This is a genomic window from Citrobacter sp. CK180 (assembly GCF_030333655.1).
Lineage (GTDB): Bacteria > Pseudomonadota > Gammaproteobacteria > Enterobacterales > Enterobacteriaceae > Citrobacter_B > Citrobacter_B koseri.
This window is the reverse complement of record NZ_JAOWFM010000044.1, coordinates 97,391-117,880: the sequence shown is the minus strand read 5'-3', so window position 1 is coordinate 117,880 and position 20,490 is coordinate 97,391. Positions and strand designations below refer to the sequence as shown.

Below are 20,490 nucleotides of genomic sequence, written 5' to 3'. Positions count from 1 at the left end.
TGTCCTTATTACCAGTAGAAATATTGCATCAGGAAAATCTGGTCGCTGGGATCGCCAGATGCGTTTTGCATATAGAACCGGCTGTCGAAGGCGGTGGCGAAACGTCCGCCGCCGTATTCGTACCAGACGCCAAACTGCATAAAAGAGGTGGTTTCGTCTGCGGCATGGTCTGGCCGGTGCCTGGCATAGCTGTAGGCGGTAGAGAGATAAACGCCTTTTAGCGCTTCGTACATGGCGCTGACCATAAAGCCGGTTTCGCTGCCCGGCACGTCCAGACCGTCGGCGCGACCAGTGTGGTGCCAGGCGCGGGCGGCCAGATTGGGAGAGAGAACGCCGGTCAGAAACAGTTGCCCGGTGCCGTCGGTAACTTCCAGGCCGTTCATCCAGGTGACGCCTTCGACAAGATCGTACTGGATATAACCGTTGATCATCGCCGGATAGGTGTATTTATCGTCATAGCGATCGTATTTGCCGAAATGCAGCCAGGCTTTCCCCTCATCGTGATGCCCGGCTGGCGTGGCGGTGACGCTATAACGGAAGGCGCCGCTCAGATTCTGCACCTTAATCGCGGTCATGATGTCACGGGTATTGGGGATGACGTAGCCCAGATCCGGCGTAAAATCGCCCCACCATTGCAGGTCATCCAGCGAGGAATCCTGACGCAGGCTCAGCATCAGTTCCGTGCCGTCATCAGTACGATAACCGCCATAAAAACGGTTGATACCGCCTTCGAACCCGCCCCAGCTATGATCGGGAACCCAGGCGTTACCCTGATGGTCGGCCTGCACCGTCCAGCCTTCGCCGTAAATCAGGCCAAACCATGAGCCGTATTTCATCTCCAGGCCGCCTTCAATATAGGTGCCGTCACTGTATTTATGTTTATCCTGTCCTTCTAAATCCATATATCCCCCCAGCCCCATCTCGCCGTAAAAGCGAAAGGAAGGAGAGGTGACGGCTGGCGTTTTTGTGTCGTCGTGTTCTGCCGGATGAACGTCTTCCGCAGCCAGGGGAAAAACACAGAGGAAGGGCAGGGCAATCATTGCCCTGCGAATATTTTTCATCATTTTCATGCTTCTGTCCTAAGCCAAAATAAATATTTTTTATTGTTATAGCCAATGTGAAAATGGTTCTTATAGTTATAAAATCAATCTGTTAATTAATGTTTGATGCGGGTGCGGCTTCAATATCCTGTTCTTCTTTTGTGAGTCCTTTAATGTATCGGCTGTATTTCCACCAGGCGAATCCGAGGAAAATAACAATACCGCCCACGTTATAGAAAACAATGGTCATAATATTGCCGCCGGTTGGGAAAGTGGAGGCAATAAATCCGATGGTAAATATAACAATTAACATCGACACGACGATAATACCGGTTCTTTGCGATCCCATACGGAAGTCTCGCGGTAAGTGCTCCAGTTTTGCCCGCAGATTCAGGTAGGCCAGCATAATAAACAGCGGAGGCAGCATGGAGGCCGCTGCGGTCATATTAATGATGGTGTTCATTAATTCCTGAACGGTATTCGAGCCGAGCATCGGGATAATCATCAACGGAATGACAATCAGGAACTGAATCCAGGCGGCGCGGGCGGGGACGCCGTTTTCATTCAGTTCGACGGTTTTTTTGCCAAAAATCCCTGCGGGAATTTCAGAGAAGAAAATTTTAACCGGCGTTGCAGTCCACATCAGCAGGGAGCCGAACATCGCAGTAAAAGAAACCAGACCGACAAAGCGGTTTATCAACAGTTCGGGCAGACCAAACCAGGCTGCCAGACCGTGGAAGACCTGTACTGAACCGCCGGTAAATTTCAGCTCTTTACTGCTTACGAATACGTTGATCAGTACCGATGAAATGGAATAAAGCACGCCGATGAAAATCCCGGCCAGGATGATCACTTTTACAAATGATTTTGATCCGCCTTTTACGTCGTTAACATACACCGCAACAGATTCCGCGCCGCCTGCGGCCATAAAGATCCAGGTCGTAATGCCGAGGAACGCCCAGTTAACGTTCGGGATCATCGCCTCCACGGTGATCGGATCGGCAGGCTGAACGCCGCCCACCAGCGCCGTACCGGCCAGTAAAATATAGGAAAGCGTCAACAGGAGCATCAGCGTGGAGGTGACGGAGGTGATTGGCCCCAGCATTTTTGCCCCGTTGGTGGAAACCCAGGTTGAGAAGGCGAACAGCACCATACTCAATACGGTTGTTGCGACCGGCGTCAGAATATATTCGTAGCCCAGGAACGCATAAGAGGCATAGGCAATTACGCGCGGGAGCAGCGAGGTGAAAAAGAACAAGTTAACGAACCAATAGGTGTAGGCGGTAATAAATGCCCAGCGTCCGCCGAGGGAGCTTTTTACCCAAGCATAAACGCCAGCTTCAGAGTTTTTATTTAATGAAACGAATTCTGCAATAATTAAACAGAAGGGGATAAAGTAGAAAATTGTTGCCAGGAAAAACATCGGTGCCGATGCCAGTCCCAGCTCAATATTATTATTGATAACGTTATTAAAACTGTAAACGGCGGCAAAGGTAAGCGAGAGTAAGCCGAATTTGCCGATTGTATTACGTTTGGTATCAGACATAACACATCTCCGATTCCTGATTTTTGTAGGGTAGTCAGCGGCACATCACAGGTGCCGCCCGTTATTTTTATTTGTTATGAAAATAACCATCTTCAATGGTCACTTTGAGTACGACTTTTTTTACAGCGTGATTACAGATAAAACGGTAGGCTTCATGGTTGTCGCAAATCACCATCTGTCCTTCGTGAACCTCTACGGTGTTTCCGCAACCTTTCAGATATTCGCGATCGGTTTCATCGCGATAATATTCAACGACCTGCAACGTATCTTTGGCAGCATATTCAATTTTTTGTCGCCCTTGCAGGTAGTAATGCACTTCAACGTAACGGCGATGCCCGGTAAACAGCGCATCAGCGGCAGAGTTGGTTTCCACGCGATACGTCAGAGAATCCCCGATGGAGTGAGCGACGCCGGGCTGAATGTTGTCTATATTTTCAATCGCTTCAACGCAGCGCTGCCATTTCCGACCAGAGGCGTAGACCTGCCGGAATTGTTCTAAGTTATCGAGGAGCCTCATTTTTCATTCTCGCTATGCAAATTTGTGGAAAAGAAATCCGTGCCGAAGGCATGACTGGCGATAGCCTGGGCGGTCGCTTCGCCGCCGGACACCGGTAGCAACGTAAAGCCATAACGGAATGACCGGAACCAGACGCGCCAGGAATCGAGCACTTCGCTTCCCCAGGAGTTGGAACCCAGCCCAAGCAACTGATGATCCAGATTCAGGGTGATGTCGTCGCAGCGCTGCAACTCATTGCAGTGCTGCGCGGCAAAGAGGTTTTCTGGCGTGTAATGCCAGGCGCTGAAGTTGATGGGGCGTTGCGGCACCACCAGCAGGCCGTTGCCGTGGCGGTTGGTTAGCGTCGCCCAGCGTACATGCTGGCGATTACCGTTGTTCTGCGGGAACGGATAATTCTCAAACATGTCATCCACGGTGGAGCGCCAGATGTCGATGATGTTGGCCTGCTGACTGTCGGCATAGTTTTCTCCCGGGCCGCGACCATACCAGGCAACCTGATCGAAGGCGCCATTGATTCCCATCGTGAAGCCAATACACGGAATAATGTGCGGATATTCGCCGTAGGGTTCGCCGGAAAGCGCGACGTTTACCTGACCATCCATCGCAATGCGCCAGCGATACGTACAGCGCATGCCGAAATCAAATACCGGCGGAGCAACAAGGGTGTGGCTGGTAATCAGCACCGCATCTTCCGTTTGCTCGACGGTAAACGCCCGCAGATGCTCCTGCATGATGTGCAGATGGTTTGGTTGCCAGAGCCCGTCGAACTCCTGCTTGTGGTTATCAATTGTCGGCTTAAAGAAATTGATTTTTGGCGCGCGGGTCAGCAGCGCTTCACCATTAACGTTCCAGGCGGTTGGCTTCCCGTTCAGTTTTGAGAACGTCAGATGGAAGTTGTAGCCGCGCACGGTGCAACTCAGACGATCGTCTTCCAGCGTCAACGCGCGCGCGTTTGGCTGGCTAAACGGTACAGGAGGCGCCGTTCTGGCCTTCAGCGGGAACTGACAGGCGGCGATATGATGCCCTGCGTCGCTGTAGAGTGTGGGGGAGTCTTTGGTCACGGTGACGTTAAGAAACGTTTCTCGCCCATCCAGCGCTGGCAACGTGCAGTGCAGTAACGCCTCGCTATTCGGCGCGACGTCGCGCAGTTTGATCTGCTGCGTGGAGAGCGTCTCCCCTTCGGCACGAACGTCAATATGCAGGGTATAGTCGTCAAGGGAGGTGAACCACAGCTTGTTTTCTACTTTCAGTTCGCCACGTTCCAGATCCTGCGCGTGGATTTTTACAGGTGCAATGACCTGCTTGTACTCCTTCAGACCCGGGCCCGGCGTCTGGTCAGGGTAAATCAGACCATCAAGACAGAAGTTGTAGTTATTCGGGTAGTCGCCGTAATCGCCGCCAAATTTGTACCACACGTTGCCATCGTCGTCTTTCGCCTGAATACCGTGATCGCACCATTCCCAGACGTAGTGCCCCTGAATGCAGTCGTGCTGGTAAAAGACATTTTGATATTCGGTTAGCCCGCCGGGGCCGTTGCCCATCGCGTGGGCGTATTCGCAGATGATGCGCGGCTTCGGATGCGGGTACTCACCAAACTCGTTCATCAGCGGCACGCGGGTATACATGGTGGAGATGATATCCACCACTTCGGCGTCGCGGTCTTCTTCGTAGTGAATCAGGCGCGTGTCATCCAGCGCTTTGGCGGCGTGGTACATCGCGCGAATATTACAGCCGTACCCGGATTCGTTGCCCAGCGACCAGATGATGATAGAAGGGTGGTTTTTCTGCGCATGGATATGGCGCACGATGCGCTCGACGTAGACCGTTTCCCACGTCGGGTCGTCGGTGATGCGGCTGATATCGCCGATGTTAGCGAATCCGTGTGACTCGACGTCAGTTTCCGCCATCACAAACAGGCCGTAGATATCGCAGAGCTCGTAGAAACGTGGATCGTTAGGGTAGTGCGCGGTTCGTACCGAGTTGATGTTGTGTTGTTTCATTAACCGCAGATCTTTTTCAACGCGATCCATGCCGACAGCCCGACCTTTAAGATGATCGTTATCGTGGCGGTTGACGCCGTGCAGCATCACGTAGCGGTTGTTGATGTAAAACAGCCCGTCGCGAACCTGAATATCGCGAAAGCCCACGCGTTGCGGCACCACTTCAAGAGTATTGCCGTTAGCGTCTTTCAGGGTCATCACCAGGTGGTAGAGATACGGCGACTCAGAGGACCACTGGTGCGGAGCGTGAACGCCAACAGTAAAGTCGGTGCTGATGCGCTGGTCAATGGTCAGTGCGTTGATGGCGCCTGCATGTACAACATCCTCACCGTCAAACAGCGCATACTCCAGAGAAGCGATTGCCGGGTCGGCGGTCAGGTTTTCCAGAACCAGCTGACAGGAGAGGGTGGCATTGCGATAATCGTCGTCAAAATCGGTGCGAACGGTGAAGTCCTGAATGTGGACGGTGTGTTTACCAACCAGATAAACGTCGCGGAAGATGCCCGCCGACCACCACATATCCTGGTCTTCAACATAGGTGGAATCTGCCCATTGCATCACGCGGACGCATAACAGGTTGTCGCCCGTCTTCGAGACTGCGCTGATGTCGAACTCTGCCGTCAGGCGGCTACCTTTGCTGAATCCCACATAATGGCCGTTCACATAAACTTCGAAATACGTTTCGACGCCGTCGAATTTAATCAGCGTTTGCTTTCCTTGCCAGCCTTCGCTCAGCGTGAAAATGCGTTGATAAGCGCCGGTGGGGTTATCGCTGGGGACGTACGGCACATCGATCGGAAACGGGAAGCCTTCGTCGGTATATTGCAGCTTGCCGTGGCCTTCCATTTGCCACATCCCTGGAACGGTAATTGTTCCCCAGTCACGCATATACTCTGAGGTAAAGGCTTCCGGCACCTGAAGCGGGTGGTCGAAGAACTGAAAGTTCCACTGACCGCTTAGCGGCAAAAAATAGCTGCTGGTTTCGCGGGCGAATGTGCGAGCCTGAGCTATTGAGTCATAAGAAAAAAAGTAGGCGCGTGGCGCCAGTCTGTTTTCGTGGGTCAGCTGAATGTTTTCCCAGCGATTCATAATGCCTCCCTGTGGAGCGAAGTCGGAACCCTTCAAGGCGATGGTAAGTGTGCGTTATGGGAAATGATTTTAGTAAAATATTTACTAAAATGTAGTGGGTAAAATGATTTACTTTAACTGGATCACGAAAATAAGCAGTGAGAAGAAAAACGGCGAAAAGCGGAATGCGCCCGGCTATCAGGAAAACCGGGCGGTGGAAAAGGGGAGTTAGCGGCTGGTGCCGCGCAGTTTAAGTTTACTGGGAACGAAGACCAGCAGCGGCAGTGCACGCCCGTCACGGGCTTTTTCGTACACCAGATTTACGCCCTGGCTGCCCATCATTTCGGAATGAATGCGCACCGTGGAAAGCGGTGGGAAGGTGAATCGCGCCGTCGGAATGTCATTCACGCTTATCAGGGAGATGTCGCGTGGGATTTCAAGGCCATGCTCATGGATTGCGCGTAACACGCCAATGGCTATCGAGTCGGAGGCGACAAACAGCGCGCGCGGATAATCCGCTTTAGCCAGCATTTGTTTCGCCAGTTCGTAACCTGATGAACTGGAAAAACCACCGCGCCAGATATCGTCTTCACGCACGACCTGCTTCAGGCGGCCATATTCGACAAACGCGGCTTCGCGGATATCGGCTTTGCCGGGCTCATCCTCCCCGCCAATAAAACCAATACGGGTTGCGCCCTGAGCAATGAAAAAGTCGATGATCTCTTTGCTGATGCGGGACAAATCGATATCGACGGCATCGTATTCACTGCCTGATTCGTGAAAGTCGATAAAGCAGATATTGTCAGTCAGCGCGGCGGCGGCGTCGCGTAAGGCGGCTGAGGGCTTGCCGACAATGAGAATGCCGGTGATATTTTTAAGATCCGGCAACCCGCTGTGTTCGTAGCAGTTGGTCAGTTCAATCCCCAGTTTTTCACACTGTGTCTCAATCCCGTGGCGGATTGCCAGATAGTAGGGATCGTTAATTTCCAGCTCTTGCTGATAACTGTAGATGGCAAGAATGTGTTGCAGGCTGACCGTACTATTCTGGCTCTTACGGGCGCTGCTGGTTTTGTACTCCAGCTTTTCCGCGATTTCCAGAATGCGGTGTTTGGTCTCTTCTTTGACATTCAGCGTGGGGTCGTCGTTTAAGACCCGCGACACTGTCGCCAGGGATACGCCAGCTTCAATTGCGATATCTTTAAGTGTTGCCATGATTACCTTTTTCGACTTTCCCCTGAGTAGCCTTTTCATTGTAAAGGAAGTGCTTATCTATGCATCTGTTTTCAGTAAATAAAGCGCGTTTATTTGACGTGCCAGGGGTAAATTTCAGCTTAAAGAGTGTGATAAACGCAGCATTTCCCCTTTTTTAAGAACAGTGCCTGGAAAAATTATTGCTATGATTTAGTAAAATTTTACCAAAAGGAGAAAAAGATGGAGACGGTGGCCTTTGCGGATTTTGCCCGACTGGAGCTGCGTGTTGGAAAGATTGTACAGGTAAAGCGTCATGATAATGCCGATAAGCTTTACATTGTGCAGGTGGATGTGGGCGAGCGTACGCTGCAAACGGTAACCAGCCTCGTACCTTATTACCGAGAGGATGCGCTGATGGGGAAAACGGTGGTGGTACTGTGCAATCTGCAAAAAGCCAAAATGCGTGGTGAAACGTCAGAGTGCATGTTGCTGTGCGCCGAAACCGATGACGGCAGTGAAAGCGTATTGCTGACGCCGGAACGCGTAATGCCTGCGGGCGTGCGGGTTGTGTGAACTTGCCGGATGGCGATGCTTGCGCATCTTATCTGGCCTACAGGCGGGTATGCGGGCTGTGTGAACTTGCTGGATGGCGATGCTGGCGCGTCTTATCCGGCCTACAGGCGGGTGTGTGGGCTGTGTGAATATTGCTGGATGGCGATGCTGGCGCATCTTATCCGGTCTACAGGCGGGCGTGCGGGTTGTGTGAACTTGCCGGATGGCGATGCTGGCGCATCTTATCCGGCCTACGGATCGGATTCCTGTAGGCCGGATAAGCGTAGCGCCATCCGGCGATGTGTTATGTTTCCTCCACGCTCACCCGTAACGCCGCCAGAGCCTTGCGGGTCGCCTTTAACACCTGCTCACACTGCTCAATTGTTAATGTCAGCGGTGGTTCGATGCGAATCGTTTTCGAGTTGTTGAGCGTCCCGGCAACCAGTACCCGCTGGCGGAACATCTCGCTGGCGAAGTTGTAGCCGATTTCGTTGTCAACAAACTCAATCGCCATCAACATCCCTTTTCCGCGAGCGTCCTGCACCAGGTCAGGGTATTCCCTGGCAAGCTGGAGGAAGCCGTCCAGCAACATATCGCCTTTCTGCTCCGCCTGTGCCGGTAGATTCTGCTCCAGCAACACGTTAATGGTCGCTAATGCTGCCGCACAGGCCAGCGGGTTGCCGCCAAAGGTTGTGGTGTGCAGGAACGGATTATCGAACAGAACGGAGAACACCTCTTCGGTAGCGATGGTTGCCCCAACCGGCATCACGCCGCCGCCCAACGCTTTTGCCAGACATAAAATGTCAGGCTGCACGTTTTCATGTTCACAGGCGAACATCTTACCGGTGCGCCCCATGCCGGTCTGGACTTCATCCAGAATCATCAGGGCGCCAAACTCATCGCAGAGTTTACGCACGGCGGTCAGATAGCCCTGCGGCGGCAGGATCACGCCGCCCTCGCCCTGGATTGGTTCCAGAATGACGGCTGCTACATCGTCGCCGGTTTTTTTACACTCGCTAAGCGCAGTACGCATGGCCTCAATGTTGCCAAACGGTACATGGCGAAAGCCCGGCAGCAGCGGCATAAACGGCTTGCGGAACGTGGATTTCGCCGTGGCGGAAAGCGACCCCAGCGATTTACCGTGAAACGCGCCGCTGGTAGCGATAAAGGTAAACTTACCGCGCGGCGACTGATACGCCTTCGCCAGTTTCAGCGCCGCTTCTACCGATTCGGTGCCGCTGTTGCTGAAAAAACTGTACTTCAGTTTTCCAGGCGTAAGCGCTGCGAGCGTTTTAGCCAGCATGGCCCGGAGCGGGTCCAGTAACTCCTGGCTGTGCAGAGGTTGTTTTGCGAGTTGATTCTGTACGGCGGATACGACAACTGGATTACGGTGCCCCACGTTGAAAATGCCAAAACCACCCAGGCAATCAATAAACTCCTGTCCCTGGGTGTCGACAAGCGTATTCAGACTTCCCGCTTGCCACTCTACGGCTCCGTAATCCCCGCCAGCGGTCACAGATTTTCGATACTCTAAAAACCCCGGATTAACATGCTCTTTGAAGTAATCAATCACCTCTCGGTTCAGTGCTTTCATTTCCTCATGATCAAGCGTTCGCTTTTCAATGAGATTCAGTGCGTGTGCGCTACAGGCCAGGGCCGATGCGCTGGAAGGTAACCTGTTCAAAATATGCTCCCGGAACTCGCGTATCACATGATACTGAGTTAAGTATTGCAGGGATTGCGCCATATCGGCGCGGATCATGAAAATCGGGATAAACACCAGGGAAAATATCAAGTGTGCAATATTTAATCTCATTCATTAACAATTGGTGATGTTTTGCGCAGTGCGTGTGTGGGGACGCGGGGGCTGACGGGCGGGCCGTCGCACCAGAACAGTGCGGGCGGTGTGCGTATATGGGGCGGAAGTTATAGCAGAACTGAATAGTTACTTAACGAAAGTATTTTAAATCAATGAATTAGAAAACATACAAATATTACGGTTTAAACGCAAATTGCGATCTAAATCAAATTTAACAACTAAAGATAAACCAATTATCGCCGAAATAACATCTGACAGAAAAGTTAACATTCAAGTAACCTGCACAGGACGCAACCATGTCTTCTCATCCCTACGTCAGCCAGCATAATTATCCGCTGGATGATGATACAACCCTGATGTCCACAACTGACCTGCAAAGCTATATCACCCATGCAAATGATACCTTCGTTCAGGTAAGCGGCTTTACGCTGAATGAACTGCTTACGCAACCGCATAATCTGGTACGCCACCCGGACATGCCGAAAGCCGCGTTTGCGGATATGTGGTACACCCTCAGGCAGGGTGAGCCGTGGAGCGGCATCGTGAAAAACCGACGGAAGAATGGCGATCACTACTGGGTGCGGGCGAATGCGGTGCCGATGGTGCGGGAAGGGCGCGTGACCGGCTATATGTCGATTCGTACCCGCGCGACAGACGAAGAGATTGCTGCCGTTGAGCCTTTGTATAAGGCGCTGAATGAAGGCCGCAGCAACAAACGTATCCACAAAGGACTGGTGGTGCGTAAAGGCTGGCTGGGGAAACTGCCGGCAATCCCCATTCGCTGGCGTGTACGCAGCGTTATGGCGCTAACGGGCGTGGTGCTGATGGCGGCGATGGCGCAAATGGGCGTTGCGTGGCCAGCGCTATTCGTGAACGCCCTGCTGATGCTGGCGGGAACGGCGGTGTTTGAATGGCAGATTGTGCGTCCGATCGAAAATGTCGCCCGGCAGGCGTTGAAAGTCGCAACGGGCGAGCGTAATAGCGTATCGCATCTTAACCGTAGTGACGAACTGGGGCTGATGTTGCGCGCGGTAGGCCAGCTTGGGCTTATGTGCCGCTGGCTGATTAATGACGTCTCAAGCCAGGTCTCCAGCGTCAGAAACGGCAGCGAGACGCTAGCGAAAGGCAATGACGATCTGAATAAACACACCCGCCAGACGGTGGAGAATGTGCAGCAGACGGTGACGACCATGAACCAGATGGCGGAGTCCGTGAAGAAAAATTCCACCACCGCGTCCGCCGCCGATAAATTATCCAGCGCGGCCAGCAGTGCGGCGACGCAGGGCGGAGAGGCGATGGAAACCGTCATTAAAACGATGGATGACATCGCTGACAGCACGCAGCAGATTGGCACAATCACTACGCTGATTAACGACATTGCTTTCCAGACGAATATCCTGGCGCTGAACGCGGCGGTTGAAGCAGCGCGAGCGGGCGAGCAGGGTAAAGGATTTGCCGTTGTCGCCGGGGAGGTTCGCCATCTTGCCAGCCGAAGCGCCAGCGCGGCGAATGATATTCGTAAGCTCATTGACGCCAGCGCAAGCCGGGTACAGTCTGGTTCCGAACAGGTGCATGCGGCAGGACGCACGATGGATGATATTGTGGCCCAGGTGCAAAACGTCACTCAGCTTATTGCGCAAATCAGCCACTCGACGCTGGAACAGGCGGACGGACTCTCCAGCCTGACCCGCGCCGTGGATGAGTTAAACCATATCACGCAGAAAAATGCCGAGCTGGTGGAGGAGAGCGCTCAGGTTTCAGCGATGGTTAAACATCGCGCCAGCCGTCTGGAAGACGCGGTAACGGTTCTGCATTAAATCAAATTCCCTTTATTTCTGCCGACAAACGTTTATCGAAGCCGATAAGCGTTTTGTCATAATATTGGGCTAACAATGTTAAGCACATATTAAATATTTACCATTTCGAGCTATTTCCTTATTTAAACCCGCTGCGTTATTTTGTGTGATTCTTCATTTTCCCGAACCTGAAAAATGAATTGTACAACGATCGGTCTGCCGATATTCATCGTTGAAAACTATTTACTGTAATAACTTGAAATAAAAAACGATCAATATCATAAAGTTAGCGCAACCGTAACCGATAACGAACCCTGTATAGAGGAAAAACAATCTCCAGGGGGAAATATGCTTTTGCATAACATGAAGATCCGCTCGAAATTATTTATTGCGTTTGGTTTGTTTATTGTACTGATGATCGTGAGTTCTGGCCTTTCGTTGTTCAGCCTGGATCGAATGAATACCAGTATGCAGAACATCATTACTCACGATTATCCCACAACGGTGAAAGCCAACCTGCTGATCGATAATTTTCAGGATTTCGTTAGCACGCAGCAGCTGATGCTGCTGGATGAAGAAGGACGCTGGAGCCAGGAGTCGCAAAAGCAGCTGGATGCGATTAGCCAGCGCATTACGGTATTGCTCGATGAACTGTCCGCCAGCCGTCAGGACGAGGCTTCAAAGGCCATTATCGCCGGAATTCGCGATGTGCGTCAGCAGTATCTGGCCTCCCGGTTCCGTATTTTGCAGGAAATTCAGAACCATGATCGTCCGGCGGCGATACAGGAAATGATGACGACCACCGTCAACATACAGCAGGCGTATAAAGCCAAAGTACAGGAGCTGATCGCTATTGAAGATACGCTGATGCGTAATGCGGGCGCGTCGGTTGACCAGGATTTTCGCACCAACCGGGCACAGCTGATTCTCCTGGCGCTTATCAGCATTGCCGCCGGAGTGATAATGGGATGGTACATCGTACGTTCCATTACCCGACCGCTTAATGACGCCGTGCAGTTTGCCGGGGCGATTGCGGAGGGGGATTTGACCCGCACGATTCATATCGCGCAAAAGGATGAAACCGGCGTGCTGTTACAGGCGCTGATGGAGATGAAAAACCGTCTGTTGGTGATCGTGCAGGAAGTTCAGAACGGCTCTGAAAATATCTCCAGCGCGGCGGCGCAAATTGTCGCGGGCAACCAGGATCTGGCGGCGCGTACTGAAGAACAGGCCAGTTCTGTTGAGCAAACGGCGGCCTCTATGGAGCAGATTACCGCCACCGTCAAAAATACGGCGGACCACACCAGCGAAGCGACCCATCTTTCTGCCGATGCGGCCAGCGTGGTGAAAAATAACGGTGAGATGATGCGTCAGGTCACGCAAAAAATGCGCGTGATAAATGAGACCTCTAACCGCATGTCCGACATTATCAACCTGATTGATTCTATTGCCTTCCAGACCAACATTCTGGCGCTTAACGCCGCCGTGGAAGCCGCTCGCGCCGGGGAACACGGGCGTGGCTTCGCGGTCGTGGCGGGGGAAGTTCGTCAACTGGCGCAAAAAAGCGCGTCGTCGGCCAGTGAGATCCGCCACCTGATCGAAGACTCTACCAGCCAGACGCAAGAGGGGATGCAACTGGTGGAAAAAGCCAGTGCGTTGATTAATGGTATGGTGGATAACGTTGAAGAGATGGATGTGATTCTGCGTGAAATCGGCCAGGCCAGTCGCGAACAAACCGATGGGATTTCGCAAATCAACAGCGCGATTGGGCTGATTGACGCCACCACGCAACAGAACTCGTGTCTGGTTGAGGAGTCCGTTGCGGCAGCGGCGTCGCTGAATGAGCAGGCCCAGCACTTAAAAGAGATCGTGAAAGTATTCCGCATCCGTGCGGAGGACGTACTGCCTGCTTAATCCAGTTGGCTGATTTCCAGCGCCGCGCGATCGATAACGCCGATTATCTGCTTAAGCTGCGCGTCGCTGATCCCGCCCTGATTTACCCGCAGATCCAACACGGCTTTGAAGTTGTCCAGCGCCCGTTTCATCTGCGGGTTCTTACGCAGTTCAAAGCCGACGCAGCGCGCTTTCACTCGTTCGTGGATGTGCTCCAGGTGTTCACGGTTCTCTTCCAGCCACCGTTGCCCCTGCTCTGTAATGGTGATCTGCTTACGCCCGCCGTCCTCTTCTTTGATAGTGATAAATTCCTGATCCTGAAGAAAATCCAGCGTTGGGTAAATCACGCCTGGGCTTGGGGTGTAGTTGCCCAGCGTCAGGTTCTCGATGGCTTTAATCAATTCGTAACCGTGGCTGGCCTCGCGGGTTAAAATTTCCAGAATCACCAGGCGTAGTTCGCCGTGGCCAAAAAAGCGCTGGCGACGTCCGCCGCCGCTGCCCCGGCCATGACGGTGCTCGCAGCCATGTTCATGGCCGTGGTGATGTTCTCTCTCGCAACCTTCATGATGATGTCGCATGATGTACTCCTGTTTTATTTAGATATATCTAATTTATATCTAAAACTTGTAATCTTGCAAGTTGATCGATTTTTGTTTTATTTAATTTATTGATTTTAAAGTGATTAAAATTATTTTATATCGTGAGATATATCGAAGATTACTGTATCAAAAAAGTGCTTGCAATCTTCATAACTAACAATCATTATCATTTAAAATTTAATTTAGATATATCGTATTATCTGCATGAAGGCGAAAAAATGATAAATACATCCTCACGCTACCCACAGCGCGTTCGTAACGAACTGCGTTTTCGTGAACTTACCGTTCTGCGCGTCGAGCGTATTAGCGCCGGTTTTCAGCGCATTGTTCTTGGCGGTGAAGCGCTGGAAGGCTTTAGCTCGCGCGGCTTTGACGATCACACCAAAGTGTTTTTCCCTGAACCGGGCAGCCTGTTCGTTCCTCCGACGGTGACGGACGAAGGGATTGTCTGGGGAGAGGGCGTACGTCCTGCTTCCCGCGATTACACGCCCTTATATGATGAAGAGCGGCACGAGCTGGCGCTGGATTTCTTTATTCACGACGGCGGCGTGGCGAGCACATGGGCAGTAAACGCTCGCGAAGGCGACACGCTCACCATCGGTGGGCCGCGTGGATCGCTGGTGGTGCCGGAAGACTATGCATATCAGGTTTATGTCTGCGATGAGTCAGGGATGCCAGCGCTGCGCCGCCGCCTGGAAGCGCTCGATCGCTTGTCCGTTCGCCCGCATGTTACGGCGCTGGTCAGCGTACAGGATGCCGCATATCAGGATTATCTGGCGCATCTTGATGGCTTTGCCATTGAATGGGTGGTCGGACACGATGAGCAGGCGATTGATGAGCGACTGGCGCAATTAACGGTGCCGGAGGCGGATTATTTCATCTGGATCACGGGCGAAGGGAAAGTGGTTAAGCATCTGAGCCGTCGCTTTGAGACGGAACAGTTTGATCCGCAACGGGTGCGCGCCGCAGCATACTGGCATCGTAAGCCGGCTTAATCATTCCTTACAGGTGGAAGTTTAACCGGGCCACTGCGGGCCCGGTTTTCTGCTGACTATCAGGCGTTGTGACTTTCCGCCAGCGCTTTAAACACCATTGCCACGGCGTGTGCGCCAGGGTCCATATTGCCAAGCAGGCTTTCGCTGCTGAGGTAGGATGCGCGTCCGGCGTTGGCTTTGCTGGACTGACAGGTACGTTCTGCGCCATTTTGCGCGGCGGAAAAGGCCGCGTGCAGATCCTGTGGCTGCGCAAGCAGCGATGTCAGGGCCGGCTGTAAAGCGTCGATCATGGTACGATCGCCTTCATCCGCGCCACCGTAATACTTCATCTGCGCCAGACCGGTATTCAGCGCTTCCGCCACACTGGCGCCTTGCTCCAGTTTCTGCCCCGCAGCGGTAAAGAAAATGGACATCAGCACACCGCTGGAGCCACCCATGACGACGGTCAGGCGTTCGCCAATGAGTGCGAACAGCGTGGCGAGATGGTCGAGCGGCAACTGCTGGCGGTGTAGCAGGCCCGCGATTTCACGCGCGCCTGCCGCAAAGGTTGAGCCGGTATCGCCGTCGCCGACTTTGGCATCCAGCGCGTTAAGATCCATTTCCAGATCGGACAGCGTGCGGGTGACCAGCTCAACAATTCCGGCAACTAACGCGTTCTCTGAAGGCTGAAACTCTACCCGCGCGCTTTGCAGTGAGGATGGCATAGTGGTTATCTCACGCGGCGGCACCGGCGTTTGCCAACTGCTGGTTTCCACCCCGGAGAGCAACGCTTTTTCGATACTTTCTTCCAGCACCATTGCCGTCAGTGAAAAACCTTTCATATCCAGCGCAGTCACCAGTGAAGCCGGGCCGATAAGCCAGTCGATGCGTTTATGCAGCGGGCTGCGCGCCAGTTCACGCGTGATGATGGCCATTTCCGCGACGGAGACGCCGCCAAGGTTATTGACCATCACCGCCAGACGACCGGTTTCAGGCAGGGCGAAGAGGAGTTTGTCGGCCATCAGGCTCACAATCTGCGCGCTGTTTTGGGTATCAATGACTGATGCGCCGGGTTCACCGTGGATCCCCATGCCCAGCTCAGACTGATTAGGATGATGGCGTGGCGCGTTCTCCGTCTCCTGCGGCAGATGGCAACTGGAAATCGCAACGCCAAGACTCACGGTATTGTTGGCGGCGTACTGCGCTTCACGCAAGACGGTCGCCAGGTTGTAGCCGCGTTCGGCAAAATAGCCGGCGACTTTATGAACCAGAATGGTACCCGCGATACCACGTGGGTGCTTATTGTCTGGCAGCGAAATGTCATCCCCGACAATCAGCATTTCAACGTTGTAGCCCAGACGGCGCGCTTTCTCTGCCGCAAGGCCGAAGTTCAGACGATCGCCGGTATAGTTTTTTACGATTAACAGGCAGCCGGCGTCGCCAGTGACCGCCTGAATAGCGGTCAGCACTGCATCGACGCTGGGGGAGGCAAACAGATCGCCGCAGACGGCAGCGGTTAACATGCCTTTCCCGATGAAGCCAACGTGGGCAGGTTCGTGCCCGGAGCCGCCGCCGGAAATCACCGCGACGTTGTTACGGTTCAGATCGCGGCGAACCACGACACGAATCGCCGGATCGCTCTCCAGGCGCACCAGATTGTTCCACGGGCTGGAGATAATCGTTCCTTCAATGACGTCATTGACGAGATGGGGTCGCTGGTTAAAAAAGAATTGAGTCATAACGGTTCCTGGAGAGTGGGAAAAACACACCCCCGGCTGCACATTATGGTTGCGGAGGCGCTCATCATCGGGACGCTGCGGGGCAGGTCGGCGATGAGGAGATTCTGGCTGAGTTCATGAAGAAAAAAATTTGAGGAAAATGAGTTTCATTACGAAACGAAATTATTATTTTATGTTCCGTAATGAAACGTTTTCTGATGGAAAAAAGCCAAAATGCGAGCCGGAGCGCGCCTTTTTCCCGCTCATTCACGCAGAAAAGTTGGCCGGACAGAAAAATATTTTCCTGTCTTGTCGGCAATCGACGGCGAAAACCACGCATGATTCCCCTTTTTTCAGAGGCATTATGAGAAGGCTGAACGGATCGGGATCGCAATCCTGCCGTTTTTTAGGGTTTATTGTTCCACTATGAAACGTGATGAATTTTTCTGTGTTCCATTTCAGAACAAAAAGAGGAAAGATTTTTTTGGCGATGCCTCGTCCTACAGTGATTGCATCGCTCCGGTATCGCTCCGTTTTCGCCATTAACACAGGGCCAAACAGGATAACGCCAGGGCTCACCATGTAAATACATGCACTTATTTGAGGATGACAGGAATGCTAAAAGTTATTCAATCTCCAGCCAAATATCTCCAGGGACCTGATGCTTCTGTCTTATTCGGTCAATATGCCAAAGACCTGGCGGACAGCTTTTTCGTGATTGCAGATGACTTCGTCATGAAGCTGGCGGGAGAGAAGGTGCTGAATGGCCTGAATAGCCACGAAATCCGTTGCCACGCAGAACGTTTCAATGGCGAATGCAGCCATGTTGAAATCAACCGTCTGATGGCCATTTTGAAACAAAAAGGCTGCCGTGGCGTGGTGGGGATCGGCGGCGGGAAAACGCTTGATACGGCAAAAGCCATTGGTTACTACCAGAAACTGCCGGTCGTTATTATTCCGACTATTGCGTCCACCGATGCCCCGACCAGCGCATTGTCGGTTATCTATACCGAAGCGGGCGAGTTTGAAGAGTATCTGATCTACCCGAAAAACCCGGATATGGTGGTGATGGACACGGCAATCATCGCCAAAGCGCCGGTGCGTTTACTGGTGTCCGGGATGGGGGATGCGCTTTCCACCTGGTTTGAAGCGAAAGCCTGCTATGACGCCAGAGCGACCAGCATGGCGGGCGGGCAGTCTACGGCGGCGGCCTTGAGCCTGGCGCGCCTGTGTTATGATACATTGCTCGCAGAAGGTGAAAAAGCGCGTCTGGCGGCTCAGGCTGGCGTTGTGACTGATGCGCTGGAACGTATCGTTGAAGCCAACACCTATCTCAGCGGCATTGGCTTTGAGAGCAGCGGTCTGGCCGGGGCGCATGCGATTCACAACGGTTTCACTATTCTGGAAGAGTGCCACCATTTGTATCACGGCGAAAAAGTCGCGTTTGGCACGCTGGCGCAACTGGTATTACAGAACAGCCCGATGGAAGAGATCGAAACCGTTCTGGGGTTCTGCGAGAAAGTGGGGCTGCCGATTACCCTCGCGCAGATGGGCGTGAAAGACGGCATTGAAGGGAAAATTCAGGCGGTGGCGAAAGCGACCTGCGCGGAAGGCGAAACCATCCACAATATGCCGTTTGAGGTGACGCCGGACAGCGTTTATGCCGCGATTCTGACGGCGGATCTGTTAGGCCAGCAGTGGCTGGCGCGTTAATCCGCCTTTAGTTACGTTCTCTTCCCGAGATGAACAGGCAGTTTCTCCTCCCCTCTGACCGTTCCGGCCGGAGGGGTTGTCTATGGTAAAACAGCGGAAAAGGATATGACGGCTCAGACGCAGGACATCGGGAAGGAAGTATCTTCCGTCATCGCTCAGTCATGGCATCGTTGCAGCAAGTTTATGCAGCGAGAAACCTGGCAGACGCCGCACCAGGCGCAAGGGCTGACCTTTGAATCGATTTGCCGACGCAAAACGGCGTTGCTGACGATAGGCCAGGCTGCGCTGGAAGATGCCTGGGAGTTCATGGATGGACGACCTTGCGCGCTGTTTATCCTGGATGAATCCGCCTGTATCTTAAACCGCTGCGGCGACCCCGGGACGCTGGAGAAACTGGCGGAACTGGGCTTTCTCGACGGCAGCTACTGTGCGGAAAGCATCATCGGCAGCTGTGCGCTGTCGCTGGCAACCATGCCGGGGCAGCCAACCAAAACGGCCGGAGAGCAGCATTTTAAACAGGCGCTGCACCCGTGGTCATTCTGCTCAACCCCGGTATTTGATAATCACGGCCGCCTGTTTGGCTCCATTTCGCTCTGCTGTCTGGTGGAGCACCAGTCAGTCTCTGATTTATCGCTGACGCTGGCGATCGCCCGTGAAGTGGGAAATTCACTGTTAACCGATAGCCTGTTGGCCGAGTCTAATCGTCATCTGAATCAGATGTACGGGCTGCTGGAAAGCATGGATGATGGCGTTATGGCGTGGAACGAGCAGGGCGTGTTGCAGTTTCTCAACGCGCGGGCGGCCACGATGCTGCATCTGGATACGCAGGCCAGCCAGGGGAAAAACATCCATGATCTGGTCAATTTGCCTGCCTTGCTGCGTCGCGCCATTAAACACGCCCGCGGGTTGAGCCATGTCGAAGTGACTTTTGAAAGTCAGCATCAGTTTGTTGATGCCGTCATTACCCTGAAACCGATAGTTGAGGAGCAGGGCAACAGCTTTATTCTGCTGCTGCACCCGGTGGAGCAAATGCGCCAGTTGATGACCAGTCAACTGGGGAAAGTGAGCCATACCTTTGAACAGATGTCGACGGACGATCCAGAAACACGTCGGTTGATCCACTTTGGCCGCCAGGCGGCGAGGGGGAGCTTCCCGGTTCTGCTGTGTGGTGAAGAAGGGGTGGGCAAAGAGCTTCTCAGCCAGGCTATCCACAACGAAAGCGAGCGCGCGAGCGGGCCTTATATCGCCGTAAACTGCCAGCTCTATGCCAATAGCGTGCTGGGGCAGGATTTTATGGGCAGTGCGCCGACCGATGATGAAAATGGTCGTCTGAGTCGCCTTGAACTGGCGAGCGGTGGCACGCTGTTTCTGGAAAAAATTGAATATCTGGCGCCGGAGTTACAGTCTGCGCTGCTGCAAGTGATCAAGCAGGGCGTGTTAACCCGCCTTGACGCGCGACGTCTGATCCCGGTGGATGTGAAAGTGATCGCGACGACCACGGTTGATCTGGCGAATCTGGTCGAGCAGAACCGCTTTAGCCGTCAGCTTTACTATGCCCTGCATTCGTTTGAAATTATTATTCCTCCGCTGCGCGCGCGGCGTAACAGCATCCCTTCGCTGGTCTATAACCGGCTGAACGGCCTGAAAAAACGCTTTTCAACCAGCCTGAAGGTGGATGATGATGCGCTGGCGCAACTGGTGGCCTATTCCTGGCCGGGCAATGACTTTGAGCTGAACAGCGTCATCGAAAACATCGCTATCAGCAGCGATAACGGCCACATCCGCCTGAGTAATCTGCCGGAATATCTGTTTTCTGAACGCCCCGGCGTGGATACGACATCATCGCTGTTACCCGCCAGCCTGACGTTTACGGCTATCGAGAAAGAGGCGATTATCCATGCCGCCCGCGTCACCAGCGGACGGGTGCAGGAAATGTCTCATTTGCTGAACATTGGCCGCACTACGCTGTGGCGTAAGATGAAGCAGTACGACATCGACGCCAGCCAGTTCAAGCGCAAGCATCACGACTAGACCGGCTTTCGCCGGGGGCTCCCGGCGATATCC

General features: G+C 53.2%; 14 protein-coding genes. 6 read left to right on the top strand and 8 right to left on the bottom strand.

The features are described 5' to 3' along the window. Nucleotides 1-8: 8 nt before the first annotated feature. The 5 genes from ygjJ to ebgR all read right to left on the bottom strand — a co-directional run bounded on the left by ygjJ (nucleotide 9) and on the right by ebgR (nucleotide 7,383). On the bottom strand, nucleotides 9-1,064 hold the full coding sequence (gene ygjJ / locus OGV50_RS09510) for a protein YgjJ (RefSeq protein WP_407056836.1): 1,056 nt from the start codon (nucleotides 1,062-1,064) through the stop codon (nucleotides 9-11). An 88-nt stretch (nucleotides 1,065-1,152) separates the two neighbouring features. Further along, nucleotides 1,153-2,586: an amino acid permease gene (locus tag OGV50_RS09505; protein WP_049009425.1), complete on the bottom strand. Its 1,434-nt coding sequence runs from the start codon at nucleotides 2,584-2,586 to the stop codon at nucleotides 1,153-1,155. Between the two features lie 67 nt (nucleotides 2,587-2,653). Further along, nucleotides 2,654-3,103, bottom strand: a complete 450-nt coding sequence (locus OGV50_RS09500) for a beta-galactosidase subunit beta (protein ID WP_058668135.1) — start codon at nucleotides 3,101-3,103, stop codon at nucleotides 2,654-2,656. Next, the gene (gene ebgA, locus OGV50_RS09495) at nucleotides 3,100-6,192 is read right to left on the bottom strand and encodes a beta-galactosidase subunit alpha (protein ID WP_286488517.1); all 3,093 of its coding nucleotides are present in this window, start codon (nucleotides 6,190-6,192) and stop codon (nucleotides 3,100-3,102) included. Before ebgA ends, OGV50_RS09500 begins: the two co-directional genes overlap by 4 nt. Before the next feature lie 207 nt (nucleotides 6,193-6,399). Next, entirely contained in the window at nucleotides 6,400-7,383 is a 984-nt protein-coding gene (gene ebgR / locus OGV50_RS09490; protein ID WP_049009429.1) for a transcriptional regulator EbgR, read from the bottom strand. Between the two features lie 219 nt (nucleotides 7,384-7,602). Between ebgR and OGV50_RS09485 the strand changes: the two genes are divergently transcribed. Further along, complete coding sequence (locus tag OGV50_RS09485; RefSeq protein WP_049009430.1) at nucleotides 7,603-7,935, top strand: tRNA-binding protein; 333 nt, start codon at nucleotides 7,603-7,605, stop codon at nucleotides 7,933-7,935. A 283-nt stretch (nucleotides 7,936-8,218) separates the two neighbouring features. Here OGV50_RS09485 and ygjG read toward each other — a convergent pair whose 3' ends face one another. Continuing rightward, nucleotides 8,219-9,598, bottom strand: coding sequence for a putrescine aminotransferase (ygjG, locus tag OGV50_RS09480; RefSeq protein ID WP_111925746.1), 1,380 nt, complete (start codon nucleotides 9,596-9,598; stop codon nucleotides 8,219-8,221). A 431-nt stretch (nucleotides 9,599-10,029) separates the two neighbouring features. Between ygjG and OGV50_RS09475 the strand changes: the two genes are divergently transcribed. Together OGV50_RS09475 and OGV50_RS09470 are read left to right on the top strand one after the other, a co-directional pair. Next, entirely contained in the window at nucleotides 10,030-11,550 is a 1,521-nt protein-coding gene (locus OGV50_RS09475; protein WP_049010696.1) for a methyl-accepting chemotaxis protein, read from the top strand. A gap of 327 nt (nucleotides 11,551-11,877) precedes the next feature. Continuing rightward, complete coding sequence (locus tag OGV50_RS09470; RefSeq protein ID WP_286488516.1) at nucleotides 11,878-13,443, top strand: methyl-accepting chemotaxis protein; 1,566 nt, start codon at nucleotides 11,878-11,880, stop codon at nucleotides 13,441-13,443. Here OGV50_RS09470 and OGV50_RS09465 read toward each other — a convergent pair. After that, the gene (locus tag OGV50_RS09465; protein ID WP_286488515.1) at nucleotides 13,440-14,000 is read right to left on the bottom strand and encodes a PadR family transcriptional regulator; all 561 of its coding nucleotides are present in this window, start codon (nucleotides 13,998-14,000) and stop codon (nucleotides 13,440-13,442) included. The genes OGV50_RS09470 and OGV50_RS09465 overlap by 4 nt on opposite strands. A gap of 239 nt (nucleotides 14,001-14,239) precedes the next feature. On the opposite strand from OGV50_RS09465, the gene OGV50_RS09460 reads away from it, so the two are divergent. Then, entirely contained in the window at nucleotides 14,240-15,016 is a 777-nt protein-coding gene (locus tag OGV50_RS09460) for a siderophore-interacting protein (protein ID WP_047463900.1), read from the top strand. Nucleotides 15,017-15,075: 59 nt separating this feature from the next. Here the strand turns inward: OGV50_RS09460 and OGV50_RS09455 are convergent, their stop codons facing one another. Further along, nucleotides 15,076-16,734: a glycerone kinase gene (locus OGV50_RS09455; RefSeq protein WP_286488514.1), complete on the bottom strand. Its 1,659-nt coding sequence runs from the start codon at nucleotides 16,732-16,734 to the stop codon at nucleotides 15,076-15,078. 594 nt (nucleotides 16,735-17,328) lie between these two features. Here OGV50_RS09455 and OGV50_RS09450 point away from each other — a divergent pair. Then, on the top strand, nucleotides 17,329-18,426 hold the full coding sequence (locus OGV50_RS09450) for a glycerol dehydrogenase (RefSeq protein WP_024130968.1): 1,098 nt from the start codon (nucleotides 17,329-17,331) through the stop codon (nucleotides 18,424-18,426). A 105-nt stretch (nucleotides 18,427-18,531) separates the two neighbouring features. Next, complete coding sequence (gene dhaR, locus OGV50_RS09445) at nucleotides 18,532-20,457, top strand: dihydroxyacetone kinase operon transcriptional regulator DhaR (protein WP_012135209.1); 1,926 nt, start codon at nucleotides 18,532-18,534, stop codon at nucleotides 20,455-20,457. Nucleotides 20,458-20,490: the final 33 nt, after the last annotated feature.

Coding starts and splice junctions, on each gene's coding strand:
- OGV50_RS09460 (WP_047463900.1), top strand. CDS start 14,240: ATGATAAATACATCCTCACGCTACCCACAGCGCGTTCGTAACGAACTG.
- OGV50_RS09470 (WP_286488516.1), top strand. CDS start 11,878: ATGCTTTTGCATAACATGAAGATCCGCTCGAAATTATTTATTGCGTTT.
- ebgR (WP_049009429.1), bottom strand. CDS start 7,383: ATGGCAACACTTAAAGATATCGCAATTGAAGCTGGCGTATCCCTGGCG.
- OGV50_RS09500 (WP_058668135.1), bottom strand. CDS start 3,103: ATGAGGCTCCTCGATAACTTAGAACAATTCCGGCAGGTCTACGCCTCT.
- dhaR (WP_012135209.1), top strand. CDS start 18,532: ATGACGGCTCAGACGCAGGACATCGGGAAGGAAGTATCTTCCGTCATC.
- OGV50_RS09485 (WP_049009430.1), top strand. CDS start 7,603: ATGGAGACGGTGGCCTTTGCGGATTTTGCCCGACTGGAGCTGCGTGTT.
- ebgA (WP_286488517.1), bottom strand. CDS start 6,192: ATGAATCGCTGGGAAAACATTCAGCTGACCCACGAAAACAGACTGGCG.
- ygjJ (WP_407056836.1), bottom strand. CDS start 1,064: ATGATGAAAAATATTCGCAGGGCAATGATTGCCCTGCCCTTCCTCTGT.
- OGV50_RS09475 (WP_049010696.1), top strand. CDS start 10,030: ATGTCTTCTCATCCCTACGTCAGCCAGCATAATTATCCGCTGGATGAT.
- OGV50_RS09455 (WP_286488514.1), bottom strand. CDS start 16,734: ATGACTCAATTCTTTTTTAACCAGCGACCCCATCTCGTCAATGACGTC.
- OGV50_RS09450 (WP_024130968.1), top strand. CDS start 17,329: ATGCTAAAAGTTATTCAATCTCCAGCCAAATATCTCCAGGGACCTGAT.
- OGV50_RS09505 (WP_049009425.1), bottom strand. CDS start 2,586: ATGTCTGATACCAAACGTAATACAATCGGCAAATTCGGCTTACTCTCG.
- OGV50_RS09465 (WP_286488515.1), bottom strand. CDS start 14,000: ATGCGACATCATCATGAAGGTTGCGAGAGAGAACATCACCACGGCCAT.